We start from the raw sequence: 17,552 nt of genomic DNA on the forward strand, positions 1-17,552 counted from the left end.
GGTACGGGGTGGTCGCGTCCGGTGGGTGGGTGCGGGTGCGCTGGGGTTGCTCGCGCAGTTCCTCCCCCAGACTTCGTCCGGGGGTACCCCCAGCGCCCCTTTGGGGCCCGTGTCCGGTGGGTGGGTGCGGGTGCGTTGGGGTTGCTCGCGCGGTTCCTCGCGCCCCTTCGGGGCCTCGGTGGATTAAGAGGGGGTTAAACGGGGCTTAAGGAGGGGGCGGGTGGGGGTTTTCGCAGGTCAGGAGGGGGGTGGGGGGAAGGGGGAGGGTTGGCCGGGGCGGGGGGCGTGCGTAGCATCAGGGCCCGTCGGCGGCGGCCGGCCGGGGCGGAGGCGGGTGCCTCCGACGTGGTGCGTGCTCACCTGGGTGGTCCTCGGGGCACGCGTCCGGCCGCCGCCGCGCGGAAGACCTGATCTCCCCCACAGACAAGGTACGTACGCCCATGGCTGCACATCGCGCGCGCCGCTACTCGCTCGGCGGACTCGTCCTCCTGGTCGCCGCCGCCCTCGTCACCGCCGTCCTGGTGTCCACCACCGGCCCCGCCGCCCGCAAGGCGGACGCCGCCGCCGCGCAGAGCTGGTCCGACGAGTTCGACGGGGCCGCGGGAAGCGCCCCCGACCCCGCGAAGTGGACCCATGAGACCGGCGGGTCCGGGAACGGCAACCACGAGCTGGAGTACTACACCAACAGCACGAGCAACGCGTCCCTCGACGGCGCCGGGCACCTGGTGATCACCGCCCGCAAGAACACCGACGCCGGCCTCAGCTGCTGGAACGGCCCCTGCCAGTACACCTCGGCCCGGCTCAACACGGCCTCGACCTTCACCCAGGCCTACGGGCACTTCGAGGCCCGGATCAAGATCCCGCGCGGCCAGGGCATGTGGCCGGCCTTCTGGATGATGGGCAACGACATCGGCAACGTCGGCTGGCCGAACAACGGCGAGCTGGACGTGATGGAGAACATCGGCAAGGAGCCGGGCAGCGTCCACGGCACCATCCACGGCCCCGGCTACTCCGGTGCGAACGGCATCGGCGCCGGCTACACCCTGCCCGGCGGCGCGGCCTTCGCGGACGACTTCCACACCTTCGCCGTCGACTGGAGCCCCACCGCGATCACCTGGTCGGTGGACGGGACGGCGTACGAGACCCGCACCCCGGCCGACGCGCACGGCAACAAGTGGGTCTTCGACCACCCGTTCTTCATCATCCTGAACCTGGCGGTCGGCGGTGACTGGCCGGGCTCCCCCGACGGTGCCACCGCGTTCCCGCAGAGCATGACCGTCGACTACGTCCGCGCCACCGCCTGGAACGGCAGCAGCACCACCACCGGCGGCTCGGCCACCGGCGGGTCCGGGACCAGCGCGCCCACCGCCCCGGCCAAGAGCGGCGCGATCAAGGGCATCGGCGGCATGTGCGCCGATGTCGCCGGCGGTTCGTCCGCCGACCGCACCCCGATCCAGCTGCACAACTGCACCGGCAACGCGGCCCAGCAGTGGACCATCGGCTCCGACGGCACCGTCCGGGCGCTCGGCAAGTGCCTGGACGTCAACGCCGCGTCCACCGCCGACGGCGCCGCCGTCCAGCTCTACGGCTGCAACGGCACCAAGGCGCAGCAGTGGACGTACACCGCGGCCCACGACCTGACCAACACCGGCGCCAACAAGTGCCTGGACGCCACCGGCAACTCCGCCGCGGACGGCACCCGGCTGCAGATCTGGTCCTGCACGGGCGGCGCCAACCAGAAGTGGACGGTCGGCTGACGCCGGCCGGGCAACGGGCAACACCGGCCAAGAGCACGCTCGTTCGGGCACGACCGGGTGACCTTGGCCGGTGTTACGTTTCCCCGGGCGCGCCCACTGTCCTCACCCCCCACCGGGCGCGGCCATCAGGGACGAGGGAGGAACCGCAATGCGGAACAAGGACGCCTGGAAGTCAAGGAGCACGGTGCGCAACCCGGTCGCGGTGTTAACGGTCGCGGCGGCGCTGGCGGCCGTCGGGCTGGCCGGAGCCGGCACGGCGCAGGCCGACCCGGTCGCGCCCGGTGTGTCGGTCGACATCGGCGGCAGCGGGGACGGCGGCACCTTCGTCGCCGACACCTACGGCACCGGGGGCATCCCCGACACCAAGCCGGACAGCGTCGCCAGCCTGCCCAACTGGGGACCGACCGTCGCCCACCCCATCCCGGCGGCGGTCTGGAACACCTCACGCTTCACCGAGTCGAGCTACTCGGTGCCCGGTCTCACGCCGGGCGCGACCTATCAGCTGCGGCTGTACTTCCTGGACTGGTACTACCAGCAGGCCGGCAAGCGGGTCTTCGATGTGGCGGTCGACGGCGCCACGGTGCTGACCGACTTCGACATCACCGGCACCGCCCAGGCCCGCGGGGCCGACGGCCAGGAGTCGTTCGGTGTGGAGGAGGACTTCCCGGTGACGGTGCCGGCCGATGGCACGGTGACCGTCGACTTCATCCGCGGCGCCGAGAACCAGCCGCAGGTCAACGCACTGGTGATCGTGCCGGCCGACTCCTGACCGGCCCGGATCCGACACTGTTCGGACCGGACCGGGTTTGGCACGGGATCGGGCCGGGGTAAGCTTCCCGGCCCGATTGGCCACGGCCATGCCGTCTATGGCAGACTACTCAAGTTGCTCGGTCGAGCGCCGATGCTGCGCGCCTCCCGTCGGGAGGACCGGAAGCGAGTCCCACAGTACTCGTCGCCTTATCTGCCTCACGGGGCAGCGCTGGGGCGGACGTACGGGAATCTTCCGGGAAGTGTCAGTGCGGTTCCGGCCAGGCATCCGGTGGGTGGTATCTCCCACGCAAACCCGTTGGCACGGATTTCCGCATGCGGAAAACCATGGCGAGGGGCGCGACACGCCCGACCGCGTGGGTCGGGCAAGCGGGTGTCAAGAGCGTAAATAGAGACAAGGACTACGGAGTAGCCATGGCGGGACAGAAGATCCGCATCCGGCTCAAGGCCTACGACCACGAGGTCATCGACTCCTCGGCGAAGAAGATCGTCGAGACGGTGACGCGTACTGGTGCGCAGGTCGCGGGCCCGGTGCCGCTGCCCACTGAGAAGAACGTGTACTGCGTCATCAAGTCGCCGCACAAGTACAAGGACTCGCGCGAGCACTTCGAGATGCGCACGCACAAGCGCCTGATCGACATCCTCGACCCGACGCCCAAGACCGTTGACTCGTTGATGCGCCTGGACCTGCCGGCCGGCGTTGACATCGAGATCAAGCTCTGAGAGGCGCGGAGAAGATGACCAAGCAGATCAAGGGCATCCTGGGCGAGAAGCTCGGCATGACCCAGGTCTGGGACGAGAACAACCGTGTCGTCCCGGTGACCGTCGTCAAGGCCGGCCCGAACGTCGTGACCCAGGTGCGTACCAACGACACCGACGGCTACGAGTCGGTCCAGCTCGCCTTCGGCGAGATCGACCCCCGCAAGGTGAACAAGCCGCTCAAGGGCCACTTCGCCAAGGCCGATGTCACCCCCCGCCGCCACCTGGTCGAGCTGCGTACCGCAGACGCCGGTGAGTACACGCTGGGCCAGGAGATCACCGCTGAGGTGTTCGAGGCCGGCGTCAAGGTGGACGTGACCGGCAAGAGCAAGGGCAAGGGCTTCGCCGGTGTCATGAAGCGTCACAACTTCAAGGGCCTGGGCGCCGGACACGGCGTGCAGCGCAAGCACCGTTCGCCGGGCTCCATCGGCGGCTGTGCCACCCCCGGCCGTGTCTTCAAGGGCATGCGCATGGCGGGTCGCATGGGCAACGAGCGCGTGACCACCCAGAACCTGACCGTCCACGCCGTTGACGCGGAGAAGGGCCTGCTGCTCATCAAGGGCGCGGTTCCTGGTCCGAACGGCGGCCTCGTCCTGGTCCGCACCGCGGCCAAGGGGGCCTGAGGGATATGACCACAGTTGACATCCTGTCGCCCGCGGGCGACACCACCGGGACCGTAGAGCTCCCGGCCGAGATCTTCGACGCCAAGGTCAGCATCCCGCTGATCCACCAGGTCGTCGTCGCGCAGCTGGCCGCCGCCCGTCAGGGCACGCACAAGGTCAAGCGTCGTGGCGAGGTCCGCGGTGGTGGCAAGAAGCCGTACCGCCAGAAGGGCACCGGCCGCGCCCGTCAGGGCTCGACCCGCGCTCCGCAGTTCGTCGGCGGTGGCGTCGTGCACGGTCCCGTACCGCGCGACTACTCGCAGCGGACCCCCAAGAAGATGAAGGCCGCCGCGCTGCGCGCCGCCCTCACCGACCGGGCGCGGCACGACCGCATCCACGTGGTGAGCGGCGTCATCGAGGGCGAGGCCCCGTCGACCAAGGCAGCCAGGACGCTGTTCGGCAAGATCAGCGAGCGCAAGAACCTGCTGCTGGTCATCGAGCGTGCCGACGAGGCCGCCTGGCTGTCCGCCCGGAACCTGCCCCAGGTGCACATCCTGGACGCCGGCCAGCTGAACACGTACGACGTGCTCGTCTCCGACGACGTGGTCTTCACCAAGGCCGCCTTCGACCGTTTTGTCGGCGTCCCCGGTAACGGCGCCGCCGAGACCGAAGGGAGCGACGCCTGATGGCCGAGCAGACCGACACGCAGACCGACACGCAGACCGTGACCGACGCCGTGGTCGAGACCGCGATCACCAGCAAGACGTTCACGGACCCCCGTGACCTCTTGATCAAGCCGGTGGTCTCGGAGAAGAGCTACGCGCTGCTCGACGAGAACAAGTACACGTTCGTCGTCGACCCGCGTGCGAACAAGACCCAGATCAAGCAGGCCGTCGAGACGGTCTTCCAGGTCAAGGTCACCGGGGTCAACACGATCAACCGGCAGGGCAAGCGCAAGCGCACCCGCACCGGTTTCGGCAAGCGCTCCAACACCAAGCGCGCCATCGTGACCCTTGCCGAGGGCGACCGCATCGACATCTTCGGCGGCCCGGTCTCCTAACAGGGACCGGATCGTATCGAAGTCCGGAATTCATCCGAGGACTGAGAAATGGGTATCCGCAAGTACAAGCCGACGACCCCGGGCCGTCGTGGCTCCAGTGTCGCCGACTTCGTCGAAATCACGCGGTCCACGCCGGAGAAGTCGCTGGTCCGCCCGCTGCACAGCAAGGGCGGCCGTAACAACGCCGGTCGTGTGACCGTTCGCCACCAAGGTGGTGGCCACAAGCGCGCCTACCGTGTCATCGACTTCCGTCGGCACGACAAGGACGGCGTGCCCGCCAAGGTCGCGCACATCGAGTACGACCCCAACCGCACCGCGCGCATCGCGCTGCTGCACTACGCGGACGGCGAGAAGCGCTACATCCTCGCCCCCGCCCGCCTGCAGCAGGGCGACCGGATCGAGAACGGCGCCAACGCCGACATCAAGCCGGGCAACAACCTGCCGCTGCGCAACATCCCGGTGGGTACCACGATCCACGCGATCGAGCTGCGGCCCGGTGGCGGCGCGAAGATCTCCCGCTCCGCGGGTGCTTCGGTCCAGCTGCTGGCGAAGGAAGGCAACATGGCCACCCTTCGCATGCCGTCCGGCGAGGTCCGGATGGTCGACGTCCGCTGCCGCGCCACCATCGGCGAGGTCGGCAACGCCGAGCAGTCCAACATCAACTGGGGCAAGGCCGGCCGGATGCGGTGGAAGGGCGTACGCCCGACCGTCCGCGGTGTGGCCATGAACCCGGTGGACCACCCGCACGGTGGTGGTGAGGGCAAGACCTCCGGTGGTCGCCACCCGGTCTCCCCGTGGGGTCAGAAGGAAGGTCGTACTCGTTCGCCGAAGAAGGCGAGCAGCAAGTACATCGTCCGCCGCCGCAAGTCGAACAAGAAGCGCTAGGAGCGGGTGTAGATGCCGCGCAGTCTCAAGAAGGGGCCCTTCGTCGACGACCACCTGAGCAAGAAGGTGGACGTACAGAACGAAGCCGGCACCAAGAACGTCATCAAGACCTGGTCCCGCCGCTCGATGATCACTCCGGCCATGCTCGGCCACACGATCGCGGTGCACGACGGCCGTAAGCACGTCCCGGTGTTTGTCACTGAGTCGATGGTCGGCCACAAGCTCGGCGAGTTCGCGCCGACCCGCACCTTCCGCGGCCACGAGAAGGACGACCGCAAGTCGCGTCGTCGCTGACAGCGGCTGAGCGACAGGGCAGACGCGAACAGACATGACAGACACTGAAGGGACGACCATGGAAGCCAGGGCCCAGGCGCGGTACATCCGCGTCACGCCCATGAAGGCCCGCCGCGTGGTGGACCTCATCCGTGGCATGGATGCCACGGAGGCTCAGGCGGTCCTGCGTTTCACCCCGCAGGCCGCGAGCGTGCCGGTCGGCAAGGTGCTCGACAGCGCCATTGCCAACGCCGCACACAACTACGACCACACGGACCCCGAGACGCTGTTCGTCAGCGAGGCGTACGTGGACGAGGGCCCGACCCTCAAGCGTTTCCGTCCGCGGGCCCAGGGCCGCGCGTACCGGATCCGCAAGCGGACCAGTCACATCACCGTGGTCCTCGCCAGCAAGGAAGGGACCCGGTAATGGGCCAGAAGGTTAACCCGTACGGGTTCCGGCTCGGCATCACCACGGACTTCAAGTCCCGGTGGTACGCCGACAAGCTGTACAAGGACTACGTCAAGGAAGACGTCGCCATCCGCCGGATGATGACGCAGGGCATGGAGCGGGCCGGCATCTCCAAGGTGGAGATCGAGCGCACCCGTGACCGCGTCCGCGTCGACATCCACACCGCCCGGCCGGGCATCGTCATCGGCCGCCGCGGCGCGGAGGCCGACCGTATCCGCGGTGACCTGGAGAAGCTGACCGGCAAGCAGGTCCAGCTGAACATCCTTGAGGTCAAGAACCCGGAGATGGACGCTCAGCTGGTGGCCCAGGCTGTCGCCGAGCAGCTGTCCTCCCGCGTCTCCTTCCGCCGTGCCATGCGCAAGAGCATGCAGGGCACGCTGAAGGCCGGCGCCAAGGGCATCAAGATCCAGTGCGGTGGCCGTCTCGGCGGCGCCGAGATGTCCCGCTCCGAGTTCTACCGCGAGGGCCGGGTCCCGCTGCACACCCTGCGTGCCAACGTGGACTACGGCTTCTTCGAGGCCAAGACCACCTTCGGCCGGATCGGTGTGAAGGTCTGGATCTACAAGGGCGACGTCAAGAACATCGCCGAGGTCCGCGCCGACAACGCGGCCGCCCGGGCCGGCAACCGTCCCGCCCGTGGCGGTGCCGGTGGCGGCAACGAGCGTCCGCAGCGCCGCGGTGGCGAGCGCGGTGGCCGTGGTCGTCGTCCCCAGACGGACGGAGGAGCCCCGGCCGTCAAGGCCGAGACCGCTCCCGCCGCCGCTGAGGCCCCGGCCGCGGAGACCCCCGGAACGGAAGGCTGAGTACCATGCTGATCCCCCGCAGGGTCAAGCACCGCAAGCAGCACCACCCCGGTCGTGATGGCATGGCCAAGGGCGGCACGGAGCTGGCGTTCGGTGAGTTCGGCCTCCAGGCCGTCACCCCCGCCTACGTGACCAACCGGCAGATCGAGTCCGCTCGTATCTCCATCACCCGGCACATCAAGCGTGGCGGCAAGGTCTGGATCAACATCTACCCGGACCGTCCGATCACCAAGAAGCCCGCCGAGACCCGGATGGGTTCCGGTAAGGGTTCGCCGGAGTGGTGGATCGCGAACGTCAAGCCCGGACGGGTGATGTTCGAGCTGTCTTTCCCGAACGAGAAGGTTGCTCGTGAGGCGCTGACCCGCGCCGCGCACAAGCTTCCGATGAAGTGCCGCATCGTGCGGCGCGAGGCAGGTGAGTCGTGATGGCGGCCGGTACCAAGGCGACCGAGCTGCGCCAGCTCGGCGACGAGGAACTCGTCGGCAAGCTGCGTGAGGCCAAGGAGGAGCTGTTCAACCTCCGCTTCCAGGCGGCCACCGGACAGCTCGAGAACAACACTCGGCTGAGGACCGTCCGTAAGGACATCGCCCGGATCTACACGCTGATGCGCGAGCGCGAGCTGGGCATCGAGACCGTGGAAACGGTGGAGCCGGTGGAGAGCGCCTGATGAGCGAGAGCAACGTGACAGCAGAGACGAACGAGCGCGGCTTCCGGAAGACCCGTGAGGGTCTGGTGGTCAGCGACAAGATGGACAAGACCGTTGTGGTCGCCGTCGAGGACCGTGTGAAGCACGCCCTGTACGGCAAGGTCATCCGTCGCACCAACAAGCTCAAGGCGCACGACGAGCAGAACGCCGCGGGTATCGGCGACCGTGTCCTCCTGATGGAGACCCGGCCGCTGTCCGCGACCAAGCGCTGGCGCGTCGTGGAGATCCTCGAAAAGGCGAAGTAACTCTCGCCATGTAATCCCTGAGCGGGTATCCGCTCAGGACCGTTCCGTCAGGCTCGGCGGCGGGGCCCGTGCAGCACTGCGGGCCCCCCGCCGGGAACCGACGCGACACACAGGAGAAAGACGTGATCCAGCAGGAGTCGCGGCTTCGGATCGCCGACAACACAGGTGCGAAGGAAATCCTCTGCATCCGTGTTCTCGGTGGCTCGGGCCGCCGCTACGCGGGCATCGGTGACGTCATCGTCGCCACCGTCAAGGACGCGATCCCCGGTGGCAACGTGAAGAAGGGCGAGGTCGTCAAGGCGGTCATCGTGCGCACCGTCAAGGAGCGCCGCCGTGCCGACGGCTCGTACATCCGCTTCGACGAGAACGCGGCCGTCATCCTCAAGAACGATGGCGACCCGCGTGGCACCCGAATCTTCGGCCCGGTGGGCCGTGAGCTGCGCGAGAAGAAGTTCATGAAGATCGTCTCCCTCGCGCCGGAGGTGCTGTAACCGATGAAGATCAAGAAGGGCGACCTGGTCCAGGTCATCACCGGTAAGGACAAGGGCAAGCAGGGCAAGGTCATCGTGGCCTACCCCCGCGAGGACCGGGTTCTGGTCGAGGGTGTCAACCGGGTCAAGAAGCACACCAAGGCCGGCCAGACCGACCGCGGTTCGAAGACCGGCGGCATCATCACCACCGAGGCGCCCGTCCACGTCAGCAACGTGCAGCTGGTTGTTGAGAAGGACGGCAAGAAGGTCGTGACTCGCGTCGGTTTCCGCTTCGACGACGAGGGCAACAAGATCCGCGTTGCCAAGCGGACCGGTGAGGACATCTGATGAGCGCCACCGACACGACGACGCACGTCTCGCCGCGCCTCAAGGCGCGCTACCGTGACGAGATCGCCGGCAAGCTGCGTGACGAGTTCAAGTACGCCAACGTCATGCAGATCCCGGGTCTCACCAAGATCGTGGTCAACATGGGTGTGGGCGACGCCGCCCGCGACTCCAAGCTGATCGAGGGCGCGATCCGCGACCTCGGCACGATCACCGGCCAGAAGCCGCAGGTCACCAAGGCCCGCAAGTCCATCGCGCAGTTCAAGCTGCGTGAGGGTCAGCCGATCGGCGCGCACGTCACGCTGCGCGGCGACCGGATGTGGGAGTTCCTGGACCGCCTGCTGTCGCTGGCGCTGCCGCGTATCCGCGACTTCCGCGGCCTGTCGCCGAAGCAGTTCGACGGCCGGGGCAACTACACCTTCGGTCTCACCGAGCAGGTCATGTTCCACGAGATCGACCAGGACAAGATCGACCGCGTCCGGGGTATGGACATCACCGTGGTCACCACGGCGACCAACGACGATGAGGGCCGCGCCCTCCTCCGTCACCTCGGCTTCCCGTTCAAGGAGGCGTGAGCCGTGGCGAAGAAGGCTCTCATTGCCAAGGCCGCCCGCAAGCCCAAGTTCGCTGTGCGCGCGTACAACCGCTGCCAGCGTTGTGGCCGGCCGCACTCCGTCTACCGCAAGTTCGGCCTGTGCCGCGTGTGCCTTCGTGAGATGGCGCACCGTGGTGAACTGCCGGGCGTGACCAAGAGCTCCTGGTAATCCCTTCTCAGTTCTCAGGGAACCAGGACCGATCCACTACGCCGTAGGTCCCCGCACCACACCCGTCCCCGGCTCCGGCCGGGGGAGAGGGACGGAGCAGACAGGAAACCCCGGCGAGAGAGGCCCAGGGCCAACTCATGACCATGACCGACCCCATCGCAGACATGCTGACCCGTCTGCGGAACGCGAACTCGGCGTACCACGACGATGTCGAGATGCCGTTCAGCAAGATCAAGTCGCACATCGCGGAGATCCTCCAGCAGGAGGGCTACATCACCGGCTGGAAGGTCGAGGACGCCGAGGTCGGCAAGAACCTCGTCCTCGAGCTGAAGTTCGGCCCGAACCGCGAGCGCTCGATCGCCGGCATCAAGCGGATCAGCAAGCCGGGTCTGCGGGTCTACGCAAAGTCCACCAACCTGCCGAGGGTGCTCGGTGGCCTGGGCGTGGCGATCATCTCCACGTCGCACGGGCTGCTCACCGGCCAGCAGGCGCAGAAGAAGGGCGTGGGTGGGGAAGTCCTCGCCTACGTCTGGTAACCGGGAAAAGAGAGGTAAAGCAATGTCGCGCATCGGCAAGCTGCCCATCTCGGTTCCCGCCGGAGTGGACGTCACCATCGACGGCCGCACGGTCGCGGTGAAGGGCCCGAAGGGCTCCCTCACCCACACCGTCGCCGCGCCGATCGAGATCGCAAAGGGCGAGGACGGCGTTCTGCACGTCACCCGCCCCAACGACGAGCGTGTCTCGAAGGCCCTGCACGGCCTGTCCCGCACGCTGGTGGCGAACATGATCACCGGCGTGACCGCGGGCTACAGCAAGTCCCTCGAGATCAGCGGCGTCGGCTACCGCGTCCAGGCGAAGGGCTCCAACCTGGAGTTCGCGCTGGGCTACAGCCACCCGATTCTCGTCGAGGCCCCCGAGGGCATCTCCTTCAAGGTCGAGTCCCCGGTCAAGTTCTCGGTCGAGGGCATCGACAAGCAGAAGGTCGGCGAAGTGGCGGCCAACATCCGCAAGCTGCGGAAGCCTGACCCGTACAAGGCGAAGGGCGTCAAGTACGCCGGCGAAGTCATCCGCCGCAAGGTCGGAAAGGCGGGTAAGTAGCCATGGCATACGGTGTGAAGATCGCCAAGGGCAAGGCGTACAAGGGTGCCGCTCTCAAGCGGCGCCACATCCGGGTGCGCAAGCGCGTCTCCGGTACGGCCGAGCGTCCGCGCCTGGTGGTGACGCGGTCCAACCGCGGCATCGTGGCGCAGGTCGTCGACGACCTCGCGGGCCACACGCTCGCGTCCGCGTCGACCCTCGACGCGTCCATCCGTGGCGGCGAAGGCGACAAGAGCGCCAAGGCCAAGCAGGTCGGCCAGCTCGTGGCCGAGCGTGCCAAGGCCAAGGGCGTCGAGGCTGTCGTGTTCGACCGTGGCGGCAACCAGTACGCGGGGCGCATCGCCGCCCTGGCGGACGCCGCCCGCGAAGCCGGTCTGAAGTTCTGACCAGGTTCCGTAGCTGACGGAAAACGAAGAGAGGTAATCCAATGGCTGGACCCCAGCGCCGCGGAAGCGGTGCCGGTGGCGGCGAGCGACGGGACCGCAAGGACCGGCGGGACGGCGGCCAGCAGGCCGAGAAGACCGCCTACGTCGAACGGGTCGTCGCGATCAACCGCGTCGCCAAGGTAGTGAAGGGTGGTCGTCGCTTCAGCTTCACCGCGCTGGTCGTGGTGGGCGATGGTGACGGCACCGTGGGTGTCGGTTACGGCAAGGCCAAGGAGGTGCCGGCCGCCATCGCCAAGGGTGTTGAGGAGGCCAAGAAGCACTTCTTCAAGGTCCCCCGTATCCAGGGCACCATCCCGCACCCGATCCAGGGCGAGAAGGCCGCGGGCGTCGTCCTGCTCAAGCCGGCTTCCCCCGGTACCGGCGTCATCGCCGGTGGCCCGGTGCGTGCCGTGCTGGAGTGCGCGGGCATCCACGACGTGCTGTCCAAGAGCCTCGGCTCGGACAACGCGATCAACATCGTGCACGCCACGGTGGCGGCTCTGCAGGGCCTGCAGCGGCCCGAGGAGATCGCCGCCCGCCGCGGGCTGCCGATCGAGGACGTCGCGCCGGCCGCCCTGCTGCGCGCGCGTGCCGGGGTTGGTGTGTGATGGCGCGTCTCAAGGTCACGCAGACCAAGTCCTACATCGGCAGCAAGCAGAACCACCGTGACACCCTGCGTTCGCTCGGCCTGAAGCGGCTGAACGACGTGGTGGTCAAGGAGGACCGCCCGGAGATCCGCGGCATGGTCCAGACCGTCCGCCACCTCGTCACGGTCGAGGAGGTCGACTGATCATGGGTGAGAACAGCCCGATCAAGATCCACAACCTCCGTCCGGCCCCGGGCGCCAAGACCGCCAAGACCCGTGTGGGTCGAGGCGAGGGCTCCAAGGGCAAGACGGCCGGTCGTGGCACCAAGGGCACCAAGGCCCGCTACCAGGTTCCGGAGCGCTTCGAGGGCGGGCAGATGCCCCTCCACATGCGGCTCCCGAAGCTCAAGGGCTTCAAGAACCCGTTCCGTACCGAGTACCAGGTGGTCAACCTGGACAAGCTCGCGGCTCTCTACCCCGAGGGTGGCGAGGTCACGGTGGCCGATCTGGTCGCCAAGGGCGCGGTGCGGAAGAACCAGCTCGTCAAGGTGCTCGGCACCGGCGAGATCTCCGTGGCACTGCAGGTGACCGTTGACGCGGCCTCCGGCTCTGCCAAGGAGAAGATCGCCGCCGCCGGCGGCACGGTGAACGAACTCGTCTGAGTCCAGCTGAGTCCGGCTGAGTTCAGCTGAGGTATTCGTCACACCTTGACCGGGGATGTCCAGCACCTAGGGGCGTCCCCGGTCGTTCTTTGTGTGGGCTTCCTTGACCGAACACCGGCTGATTGCTGGCCGATTGGTCATTCCTTGGGAGCCCGCCTCGCAGGTAGGGTGGCGAGCGCTGTTAGTCTCCGGAGGCCTGTGTGCTTTCCGCGGGTGCGACAGTAGATACCGTCCCCCACCTGTCAGGCCCGTCAGAACCCACCAGACCGTCCTTCCGCCGAGCGCGGGGGGTTGCAGGAGGCACCGTGCTCACCGCGTTCGCCCGGGCGTTCAGGACGCCCGACCTGCGCAAGAAGCTCTTGTTCACACTCGCCATCGTGGTGGTCTACCGCCTGGGCGCGCATGTCCCGGTGCCCGGAATCGACTACACGGTCGTGAACGAGTGCATCAAGGACACGAAGGGCAACAACAGTCTCTTCGGACTGGTGAACATGTTCAGCGGAGGCGCACTGCTCCAGCTGACGATCTTCGCGCTGGGAATCATGCCGTACATCACGGCGAGCATCATCCTCCAGCTGCTCACCGTGGTCATTCCGCGCCTGGAAGCCCTGAAGAAGGAGGGCCAGGCCGGTACCACGAAGATCACCCAGTACACCCGTTACCTGACGGTGGCGCTGGCCGTGCTGCAGGGCACCGGCCTGGTGGCCACCGCGCGTTCCGGCAGCCTCTTCTCGAACTGCACGAACGCCAACAACATCGTGCCGAACCAGTCGATCTTCACCACGGTGACCATGGTGGCCTGCATGACGGCCGGCACCGTGATGATCATGTGGCTCGGTGAGCTGATCACCGACCGCGGTATCGGCAACGGCATGTCCATCCTGATGTTCGTCGCCATCGCGGCCGGCTTCCCCGGCTCGCTGTGGGCGATCAAGGTCTCCGGCAAGATCGCCGGCGGCTGGGTCGAGTTCCTCGCGGTGATCGCGGTCGGTCTGGCGATGGTGGGCCTGGTGGTCTTCGTCGAACAGGCCCAGCGCCGGATCCCGGTGCAGTACGCCAAGCGCATGATCGGCCGGCGGTCGTACGGCGGCACATCCACGTACATCCCGCTCAAGGTCAACCAGGCCGGTGTCATCCCGGTCATCTTCGCCTCGTCGCTGCTGTACATCCCGGCGCTGATCGTCCAGTTCTCCGGGTCGACGGCCGGCTGGGCGCAGTGGATCAGCCAGAACATGACCAAGGGCGATCACCCGATCTACATGGCCCTGTACTTCCTGCTGATCGTCTTCTTCGCCTTCTTCTACGTCGCGATCTCCTTCAACCCCGAAGAAGTCGCCGATAATATGAAGAAGTATGGTGGCTTCATCCCCGGTATCCGCGCAGGACGCCCCACCGCCGAGTACCTGAGTTACGTGCTCAACCGCATCACGTGGCCGGGCGCGCTGTACCTGGGTCTCATCGCCCTCGTTCCCACGATCGCCATCGCGATCTTCAACGGGAGCAACGGCAACTTCCCGCTCGGCGGCACCAGCATCCTGATCATCGTGGGTGTCGGCCTGGAGACCGTGAAGCAGATCGAGAGCCAGCTCCAGCAGCGTAACTACGAAGGGTTCCTCCGCTGATGCGAATCGTCCTGGTCGGGCCGCCCGGCGCCGGCAAGGGGACGCAGGCCGCGTACCTCGCCAAGAACCTGTCGATCCCGCACATCTCCACGGGCGACCTGTTCCGCGCCAACATCAATCAGGGCACCGACCTGGGCAAGCAGGCGAAGGCGTACATGGACGCCGGCGAGCTGGTGCCCGACGAGGTCACCATCGGCATGGCCGAGGACCGGCTGGAGCAGCCGGACGCGGCCAAGGGCTTCCTGCTCGACGGCTTCCCGCGCAACGAACCGCAGGCCCGGGCGCTGGACGCCTACCTGGAGCGCAAGGGCCTCCGGCTGGACGGCGTGCTGGACCTCGAAGTGCCCGAGGACGAGGTGGTCAAGCGGATCGCCGGCCGCCGGATCTGCCGCAACGACGGCGCGCACGTCTTCCACCTGGAATACAAGCGCCCCAAGGTGGACGGCGTCTGCGACGAGTGCGGCGGCGAGCTGTACCAGCGGGCCGACGACGCCGAGGACAAGGTCCGCACCCGGCTGGACGTCTACCACCGTGAGACCGAGCCGATCATCGACTACTACAAGCAGCAGGACCTGGTGGTGACGATCTCCGCGCTCGGGCCGGTGCCCGAGGTGACCCAGCGGGCGATGGAAGCGCTGCGCAGGACCGGCTGACCGTTCCACCGCACGGAATGTGCATGCCATAAGGCCGTGGTGCCCCGACGGGCGCCACGGCCTTATGGTTGAACGGGCGCCCACTCACTCGCGGGCGCAGCGATACGAGGAGGACGTCGGCGGCGATGGTGGAGATCAAGACCCCGGAGCAGATCGCCAGGATGCGTGCCGCGGGGCTGGTCGTCGCGGCGATCCACGAGGCGACCCGGGCGGCGGCGGTGCCCGGCGCGAGCACCAAGGACCTGGACGAGATCGCCGCGAAGGTGATCGCCGACCACGGCGCCAAGCCCAACTTCCTGGGGTACGGCGGCTTCCCCGGCACCATCTGCACCTCGGTGAACGACGTGGTGGTGCACGGCATCCCGGACCGTACGACGGTGCTCAAGAGCGGCGACATCATCTCCATCGACGCCGGCGCCATCGTGGACGGCTGGCACGGCGACGCGGCCATCACCTGCTTCGTGGGGGAGGGCCACCGGCCCGAGGTGGTCGAGCTCAGCCGGGTCACCGAGGAGTCCATGTGGGCCGGCATCGCCGCGTTCCGCAAGGGCAACCGGCTGGAGGACATCTCCCGGGGCGTGGAGTCGTACATCCGCCGCCAGCCGCGGCCGGCCGCCGGCAAGTACGGCATCGTCGAGGACTACGGCGGGCACGGCATCGGCAGCGAGATGCACATGGACCCGCACCTGCTCAATTACGTCACCAAGAAGCGCGGGCGCGGGATCAAGCTGGTCCCCGGCGTGTGCCTGGCCATCGAGCCGATGGTGACCCTCGGCTCCCCGGCCACCCACGTGATGGAGGACGAGTGGACCGTCCGCACCGATGACGGCTCCTGGGCCGCCCACTGGGAGCACTCGATCGCCCTGACCGAGGAGGGCGTCCTCGTGCTGACCGCCCCCGACGGCGGCCGTGCCAAGCTCGCCGAGTTCGGCATCACGGTCGCTCCCGACCCGCTGGCCTGAGCCGGGGGCCGTCCGGACGGCGCGGTCAGGGGCCTGCGGGCCGCAGGGGTCGCCCGTACGGGTGGCGATCCGGCGGCTTAGTGATCTTGCGGGGTGGGCATACATCCCTGATTCGTCTTTCCGGAGGGCGTGGCGTAGACTCATACGTCGGCTCTCGTGTGCCATCCGGCATGTCCGGAGCCGGCCCCGGTAGCCGATCCCGAAAGCAGGACATGGCCAAAAAGCAAGGCGCCATCGAAATTGAAGGCACCGTGATCGAGTCTCTGCCGAACGCGATGTTCAAGGTGGAGCTGCAGAACGGTCACAAGGTCCTCGCGCACATCAGCGGCAAGATGCGGATGCACTACATCCGGATCCTCCCGGATGACCGGGTCGTGGTGGAGCTCTCGCCGTACGACCTGACGCGCGGACGGATCGTCTACCGATACAAGTAACCGCTTGTAGATCTGAACACGACCCCGGAGAACCTCAGTCCCATGAAGGTCAAGCCGAGCGTCAAGAAGATCTGCGACAAGTGCAAGGTGATCCGCCGCCACGGCCGGGTCATGGTCATCTGCGACAACCTGCGCCACAAGCAGCGCCAGGGCTGACGCAAGCCGACCGAGCCGACCACCTGACTTCGCAGCACTTCGCGCGACGCACACACGCACATACGCAGTGCCCATCCTCTGCTCCAAGGGGATGACACCCCCGGTGGAGGCCGGGGACCCGGTCCGTACCTGGTACGGCGGACGGGGAACCGGCGCTGCGGAAGACCTCCGAAACCATCAGGAGCCAAGAAAATGGCACGCCTTTCAGGCGTTGACCTCCCGCGCGAGAAGCGCGTGGAGATCGCCCTCACCTACGTCTTCGGCATCGGGCGCTCCCGCTCCCAGGAGATCCTGAAGAACACGGGTGTGAACCCCGACACCCGGGTGCGAGACCTTGCCGAGGACGACCTCGTCAAGATCGGCAAGTGGGTGGACGAGAACTACACGACCGAGGGTGACCTCCGCCGTGAGATCCAGTCCGACATCCGCCGCAAGGTGGAGATCGGCTCCTACCAGGGTCTGCGTCACCGCCGGGGCCTGCCGGTCCACGGCCAGCGCACGCACACCAACGCCCGCACCCGCAAGGGCCCGCGTCGCGCCATCGCCGGCAAGAAGAAGCCGGGCAAGAAGTAGTCCTCAGCCGGACGCCCATCAGCGGTCTTCGCTGTAGGACCGACCACCTCCACCGGGAGAACTTGACACATGCCTCCTAAGGGCCGTCAGGGCGCAGCCAAGAAGGTGCGCCGCAAGGAAAAGAAGAACGTCGCTCACGGGCACGCCCACATCAAGAGCACGTTCAACAACACCATCGTCTCGATCACCGACCCTGCCGGGAACGTGATCTCCTGGGCCTCCGCCGGTCACGTCGGCTTCAAGGGCTCGCGCAAGTCCACCCCCTTCGCCGCGCAGATGGCCGCCGAGTCGGCCGCCCGCCGGGCGCAGGAGCACGGCATGCGCAAGGTGGACGTCTTCGTCAAGGGTCCCGGCTCCGGCCGTGAGACCGCGATCCGCTCCCTCCAGGCCACCGGCCTTGAGGTGGGTTCGATCCAGGACGTCACCCCGACCCCGCACAACGGCTGCCGCCCGCCGAAGCGCCGCCGCGTCTGAC

General features: G+C 67.5%; 30 protein-coding genes. All 30 read left to right on the forward strand.

The window, feature by feature from the left end; all coding sequences use genetic code 11:
• Positions 1-440 precede the first annotated feature (440 nt).
• The 30 genes from OG552_RS21850 to rpsK all read left to right on the forward strand — a co-directional run bounded on the left by OG552_RS21850 (position 441) and on the right by rpsK (position 17,551).
• Positions 441-1,757 carry a family 16 glycosylhydrolase gene (locus OG552_RS21850; protein WP_329135462.1) on the forward strand — a complete coding sequence of 439 codons (1,317 nt, stop codon included), beginning with the start codon at positions 441-443 and terminating at the stop codon, positions 1,755-1,757.
• 148 nt (positions 1,758-1,905) lie between these two features.
• A complete protein-coding gene (locus tag OG552_RS21855; protein WP_329135464.1) occupies positions 1,906-2,526 on the forward strand; it encodes a malectin domain-containing carbohydrate-binding protein in 621 nt (206 codons plus the stop codon).
• Positions 2,527-2,939: 413 nt separating this feature from the next.
• A complete protein-coding gene (gene rpsJ, locus OG552_RS21860; RefSeq protein ID WP_014144312.1) occupies positions 2,940-3,248 on the forward strand; it encodes a 30S ribosomal protein S10 in 309 nt (102 codons plus the stop codon).
• Positions 3,249-3,262: 14 nt separating this feature from the next.
• Positions 3,263-3,907 carry a 50S ribosomal protein L3 gene (gene rplC, locus OG552_RS21865; RefSeq protein ID WP_329135466.1) on the forward strand — a complete coding sequence of 215 codons (645 nt, stop codon included), beginning with the start codon at positions 3,263-3,265 and terminating at the stop codon, positions 3,905-3,907.
• A 5-nt stretch (positions 3,908-3,912) separates the two neighbouring features.
• Positions 3,913-4,572: a 50S ribosomal protein L4 gene (gene rplD, locus OG552_RS21870; protein WP_329135468.1), complete on the forward strand. Its 660-nt coding sequence runs from the start codon at positions 3,913-3,915 to the stop codon at positions 4,570-4,572.
• Positions 4,572-4,946, forward strand: a complete 375-nt coding sequence (gene rplW / locus OG552_RS21875) for a 50S ribosomal protein L23 (protein ID WP_443070997.1) — start codon at positions 4,572-4,574, stop codon at positions 4,944-4,946. The genes rplD and rplW overlap by 1 nt, the downstream gene beginning before the upstream one ends.
• Positions 4,947-4,994: 48 nt before the next feature.
• Positions 4,995-5,831: a 50S ribosomal protein L2 gene (rplB, locus tag OG552_RS21880; protein ID WP_329135470.1), complete on the forward strand. Its 837-nt coding sequence runs from the start codon at positions 4,995-4,997 to the stop codon at positions 5,829-5,831.
• A 12-nt stretch (positions 5,832-5,843) separates the two neighbouring features.
• Positions 5,844-6,125 (forward strand): 30S ribosomal protein S19, encoded by a 282-nt coding sequence (rpsS, locus tag OG552_RS21885; RefSeq protein ID WP_329135472.1) that lies wholly within the window; start codon positions 5,844-5,846, stop codon positions 6,123-6,125.
• A gap of 58 nt (positions 6,126-6,183) precedes the next feature.
• The gene (rplV, locus tag OG552_RS21890; protein ID WP_329140991.1) at positions 6,184-6,531 is read left to right on the forward strand and encodes a 50S ribosomal protein L22; all 348 of its coding nucleotides are present in this window, start codon (positions 6,184-6,186) and stop codon (positions 6,529-6,531) included.
• A complete protein-coding gene (rpsC, locus tag OG552_RS21895; RefSeq protein WP_329135474.1) occupies positions 6,531-7,376 on the forward strand; it encodes a 30S ribosomal protein S3 in 846 nt (281 codons plus the stop codon). Before rplV ends, rpsC begins: the two co-directional genes overlap by 1 nt.
• Positions 7,377-7,381: 5 nt before the next feature.
• Positions 7,382-7,801, forward strand: coding sequence for a 50S ribosomal protein L16 (gene rplP, locus OG552_RS21900; protein ID WP_329135477.1), 420 nt, complete (start codon positions 7,382-7,384; stop codon positions 7,799-7,801).
• A complete protein-coding gene (rpmC, locus tag OG552_RS21905; protein ID WP_329135479.1) occupies positions 7,801-8,043 on the forward strand; it encodes a 50S ribosomal protein L29 in 243 nt (80 codons plus the stop codon). The genes rplP and rpmC overlap by 1 nt, the downstream gene beginning before the upstream one ends.
• Positions 8,043-8,327 carry a 30S ribosomal protein S17 gene (gene rpsQ / locus OG552_RS21910; RefSeq protein WP_329135481.1) on the forward strand — a complete coding sequence of 95 codons (285 nt, stop codon included), beginning with the start codon at positions 8,043-8,045 and terminating at the stop codon, positions 8,325-8,327. Before rpmC ends, rpsQ begins: the two co-directional genes overlap by 1 nt.
• A 122-nt stretch (positions 8,328-8,449) precedes the next feature.
• Positions 8,450-8,818 carry a 50S ribosomal protein L14 gene (gene rplN, locus OG552_RS21915; protein ID WP_073492414.1) on the forward strand — a complete coding sequence of 123 codons (369 nt, stop codon included), beginning with the start codon at positions 8,450-8,452 and terminating at the stop codon, positions 8,816-8,818.
• A gap of 3 nt (positions 8,819-8,821) precedes the next feature.
• Positions 8,822-9,145 carry a 50S ribosomal protein L24 gene (rplX, locus tag OG552_RS21920; RefSeq protein WP_329135483.1) on the forward strand — a complete coding sequence of 108 codons (324 nt, stop codon included), beginning with the start codon at positions 8,822-8,824 and terminating at the stop codon, positions 9,143-9,145.
• Entirely contained in the window at positions 9,145-9,717 is a 573-nt protein-coding gene (gene rplE, locus OG552_RS21925) for a 50S ribosomal protein L5 (RefSeq protein ID WP_329135485.1), read from the forward strand. Before rplX ends, rplE begins: the two co-directional genes overlap by 1 nt.
• 3 nt (positions 9,718-9,720) lie before the next feature.
• Positions 9,721-9,906, forward strand: coding sequence for a type Z 30S ribosomal protein S14 (locus OG552_RS21930; RefSeq protein ID WP_030890724.1), 186 nt, complete (start codon positions 9,721-9,723; stop codon positions 9,904-9,906).
• Positions 9,907-10,043: 137 nt separating this feature from the next.
• A complete protein-coding gene (gene rpsH, locus OG552_RS21935; RefSeq protein ID WP_329135488.1) occupies positions 10,044-10,442 on the forward strand; it encodes a 30S ribosomal protein S8 in 399 nt (132 codons plus the stop codon).
• A 22-nt stretch (positions 10,443-10,464) separates the two neighbouring features.
• Positions 10,465-11,004, forward strand: coding sequence for a 50S ribosomal protein L6 (rplF, locus tag OG552_RS21940; RefSeq protein WP_329135491.1), 540 nt, complete (start codon positions 10,465-10,467; stop codon positions 11,002-11,004).
• Between the two features lie 2 nt (positions 11,005-11,006).
• Complete coding sequence (rplR, locus tag OG552_RS21945) at positions 11,007-11,390, forward strand: 50S ribosomal protein L18 (protein WP_311298473.1); 384 nt, start codon at positions 11,007-11,009, stop codon at positions 11,388-11,390.
• Between the two features lie 41 nt (positions 11,391-11,431).
• Complete coding sequence (gene rpsE / locus OG552_RS21950) at positions 11,432-12,037, forward strand: 30S ribosomal protein S5 (protein WP_031524774.1); 606 nt, start codon at positions 11,432-11,434, stop codon at positions 12,035-12,037.
• A complete protein-coding gene (gene rpmD / locus OG552_RS21955; RefSeq protein WP_030890715.1) occupies positions 12,037-12,219 on the forward strand; it encodes a 50S ribosomal protein L30 in 183 nt (60 codons plus the stop codon). The genes rpsE and rpmD overlap by 1 nt, the downstream gene beginning before the upstream one ends.
• Before the next feature lie 2 nt (positions 12,220-12,221).
• Positions 12,222-12,677, forward strand: a complete 456-nt coding sequence (gene rplO, locus OG552_RS21960; protein ID WP_329135495.1) for a 50S ribosomal protein L15 — start codon at positions 12,222-12,224, stop codon at positions 12,675-12,677.
• A 305-nt stretch (positions 12,678-12,982) separates the two neighbouring features.
• Complete coding sequence (secY, locus tag OG552_RS21965) at positions 12,983-14,299, forward strand: preprotein translocase subunit SecY (protein ID WP_329135496.1); 1,317 nt, start codon at positions 12,983-12,985, stop codon at positions 14,297-14,299.
• Positions 14,299-14,952, forward strand: a complete 654-nt coding sequence (locus tag OG552_RS21970; protein WP_329135499.1) for an adenylate kinase — start codon at positions 14,299-14,301, stop codon at positions 14,950-14,952. The genes secY and OG552_RS21970 overlap by 1 nt, the downstream gene beginning before the upstream one ends.
• 125 nt (positions 14,953-15,077) lie before the next feature.
• Positions 15,078-15,914 (forward strand): type I methionyl aminopeptidase, encoded by an 837-nt coding sequence (gene map, locus OG552_RS21975; protein ID WP_329135501.1) that lies wholly within the window; start codon positions 15,078-15,080, stop codon positions 15,912-15,914.
• A 212-nt stretch (positions 15,915-16,126) separates the two neighbouring features.
• Positions 16,127-16,348, forward strand: coding sequence for a translation initiation factor IF-1 (infA, locus tag OG552_RS21980; protein WP_003956442.1), 222 nt, complete (start codon positions 16,127-16,129; stop codon positions 16,346-16,348).
• 42 nt (positions 16,349-16,390) lie between these two features.
• Positions 16,391-16,504 carry a 50S ribosomal protein L36 gene (rpmJ, locus tag OG552_RS21985; protein ID WP_003956441.1) on the forward strand — a complete coding sequence of 38 codons (114 nt, stop codon included), beginning with the start codon at positions 16,391-16,393 and terminating at the stop codon, positions 16,502-16,504.
• A gap of 192 nt (positions 16,505-16,696) precedes the next feature.
• Positions 16,697-17,077, forward strand: coding sequence for a 30S ribosomal protein S13 (rpsM, locus tag OG552_RS21990; protein ID WP_329135504.1), 381 nt, complete (start codon positions 16,697-16,699; stop codon positions 17,075-17,077).
• A gap of 69 nt (positions 17,078-17,146) precedes the next feature.
• A complete protein-coding gene (gene rpsK, locus OG552_RS21995; protein ID WP_006376016.1) occupies positions 17,147-17,551 on the forward strand; it encodes a 30S ribosomal protein S11 in 405 nt (134 codons plus the stop codon).
• Position 17,552 lies beyond the last annotated feature (1 nt).

Source organism: Streptomyces sp. NBC_01476 (assembly GCF_036227265.1).
GTDB lineage: Bacteria > Actinomycetota > Actinomycetes > Streptomycetales > Streptomycetaceae > Actinacidiphila.